The sequence below is a fragment of the Allobacillus salarius genome (assembly GCF_007559425.1).
GTDB classification, from domain to species: Bacteria; Bacillota; Bacilli; order Bacillales; family Alkalibacillaceae; genus Allobacillus; species Allobacillus salarius.
On record NZ_VMHE01000051.1, the window covers coordinates 1 to 2,478 of the forward strand.

The 2,478-nt window shown below is 34.7% G+C and carries 5 protein-coding genes; 1 reads left to right on the forward strand and 4 read right to left on the reverse strand.

Features of this window, described 5'->3' with window-relative positions; translation table 11 throughout:
• Nucleotides 1-164 precede the first annotated feature (164 nt).
• Nucleotides 165-569, forward strand: a complete 405-nt coding sequence (locus FPQ13_RS12825; RefSeq protein WP_144089720.1) for a DUF4181 domain-containing protein — start codon at nt 165-167, stop codon at nt 567-569.
• Nucleotides 570-631: 62 nt separating this feature from the next.
• Here the strand turns inward: FPQ13_RS12825 and FPQ13_RS12830 are convergent, their stop codons facing one another.
• The 4 genes from FPQ13_RS12830 to FPQ13_RS12845 form a co-directional block, all read right to left on the reverse strand.
• Nucleotides 632-1,063, reverse strand: coding sequence for a DUF7878 domain-containing protein (locus FPQ13_RS12830; RefSeq protein WP_144089721.1), 432 nt, complete (start codon nt 1,061-1,063; stop codon nt 632-634).
• Nucleotides 1,064-1,067: 4 nt separating this feature from the next.
• Nucleotides 1,068-1,328: a helix-turn-helix domain-containing protein gene (locus FPQ13_RS12835; RefSeq protein ID WP_144089722.1), complete on the reverse strand. Its 261-nt coding sequence runs from the start codon at nt 1,326-1,328 to the stop codon at nt 1,068-1,070.
• Nucleotides 1,329-1,338: 10 nt separating this feature from the next.
• Nucleotides 1,339-1,770, reverse strand: coding sequence for a DUF2975 domain-containing protein (locus tag FPQ13_RS12840; protein WP_144089723.1), 432 nt, complete (start codon nt 1,768-1,770; stop codon nt 1,339-1,341).
• A gap of 126 nt (nt 1,771-1,896) precedes the next feature.
• On the reverse strand, nt 1,897-2,478 hold a 582-nt coding region (locus tag FPQ13_RS12845; RefSeq protein WP_144089724.1), incomplete at its 5' end, for an RNA-guided endonuclease TnpB family protein.

Here is a 2,478-nt window from a genome sequence, read left to right on the forward strand (position 1 = left end):
GTTTCGTTGTTTACTCTGAGGATACCCTACCTCTTTTTTTGTCTTCAAGAGTTTTACACAAACTATTGTACGTCATCCTCTATAATGAAATATAGTGAAAAAGGTTTCGAGGTTTAATTGGGACATGAAATTATTTGAAAAGTTCGATTGAATGGAGGATCGTTATGGAACTTGTAAAAGCTTTTCTAATATTAATAGCTATTTTTCTTTTTATTACGCTAATACAAATCATCATTAGAAAATCCTTACACATGAACATTAAAGATATTTTCACGAACAGACACATTAACTCATTGCATAAGAAAATAAGTTGGTATATGGGTGGAATAGGATTATTCCTGTGGATTGTACTATTGATCAATACATCTTCAAGTCCGAGTCTTTCATTTCATGTTTTCTTATGGTTTATTATCGGGTGGGCGTTGTTTGATTTCATGATTTATGCATTTTTCACATTGAAGTATACATCAAATCGAAAAGAAATCCTTGTTCATTTTGCAGAATTAACCATATGGATAGCGGTGATCGTCACTATAATAAACTTCAATATTTTTGGTTCATATGTTTAATAGTTAGTGTGGATTAAATGTTTTTGTATGAAATCCCAAAACCCATTTTATGAAATTTCATTTTATTTTAGGTACTTGTCAAGTTTTACAACATAGTCTATTTCGTGCAATTCATTGTTTAAGCTAGTTAAATAATCTTTAACAACTTCCACTAATTTCGTAGTAGGAATGAATTCTTCAGACTCAAACTCTTGCCAGATTGAAAAAATCCGCCAATTGTCATTAGCTTCATAGAGAAAGTTGAGAATTACTTCGTCGTGATCAATAGTTTCATAATTCATATTCACCTTGTACCCCTTTTGAACTTGTTGGAGCCATTTTCCTAATTGTATTCCAAGCTCTGCAAGATTGATATATGGGTCGGAGAAAAAAACTTTTTCATTTAGCGTTATCTTTAGCTCGCCTTCAATAAATCCATTGTCATAAGCAGAATATTGTGGTTTCGTTTCTTTTGGTTGATCAGTGTTTAAAATAAATGAGAACTTTATGTCCATAAAATCACCTGTCGTTATATTTTTTATCATTTTTAGCACTTACATTATATTCGGATTCTTCGTCACTTCGATATTCGAGAATATCACCAGGTTGACACTGTAAAACCTCACAAATTGCATCTAAAGTTGATAATCGTATAGCTTTCGCTTTTCCATTTTTCAAAATGGAAATATTGGCCATCGTGATACCGACTCTTTCGGAAAGTTCTGTTACACTCATTTTCCTTTTCGCTAACATTACGTCAATATTGATTATAATTGCCACTGTCTTCACCTCAGACTGTCAAATCATTTTCCGATTTTATTACTAAAGCATTTTTGAATAACTTTTGAAGAACCGCTGCAAAAACCGCAATCACAACTGAAGTAAATATAATTGCAAATCCGATAATTGCTACACTTGGGTGGAGGGAGCTTTGCGAGATAAGAAAAGTAGTTCCAATTACATATAATCCACTGATTAAAATTGCACAGTATTTTATATTTTTTAATGCCTCTAAAGATTGATCGGAGAAAGCTTTACTATGATCAATATAGTTTAAGAGTTTTAGAGCTTGATATAGAGCAAAGAAAAATGGGATTGCTGTTACATACATCCCTATTAAAACTGGATATTGCAAATAAGCAAATTCAGGATACATAGATGCGGTATAACTCGCTAACCAAGGCAAGAAAAACACAGACAACAAAAGTATTGTAGTTCCAATTAGAAAAACCGTTGTTTTTAAAAAGAATGTTGTTCCTCGTTTCTTGAACTACCCGCCACTTAACAACCTTATGGTTGTTTGAAGTGGGGGATTCCTAAGAACACCAGCGTAACCGCCAGTTATTGATTAGGCTATCTCCGTAGTTCCTACGGTTAGAAGTCTTATGGCTTCGTTTTTGATATTTTTACTTGCGTTAAGATCTCGATCGTGTTGTTCCCCACAATCATTACAGGTCCATTCACGTAAGGCGAGATTCTTAACTTCTTGATTGCGGTAGCCACAGTTTGAGCACAGCTGGCTTGAAGGGAAGTTTCTCGCAACGGTTATGACCTTCTTACCATACCACCTGGCTTTATATTCAAGCATTGTGCGAAACTGTGACCAACTGACCTCACTGATTGCTTTGGCGAGGTTGTGGTTTTTCAACATATTCGAGACACTCAAATCCTCAATCCCGATCATGTCGTGGTTTTTGACAAGATCAGTCGAGATTTTGTGCAAGTAATCACGTTTGGCGTTTTGGATTTTCTCATGGACACGTGCTACTTTTATCCGTTGCTTATGCCAATTCGAACTTCCTTTTTGACGTCTGGAAAGAATTCGTTGTTCTTTGGCTAATTTCTTTTCCAGGGTTCTAAAATACTTGTGGTTTTTGTATATCGTACCATCAGAAAGGACGGCAAAATCTTTAATTCCGAGATCAATGCC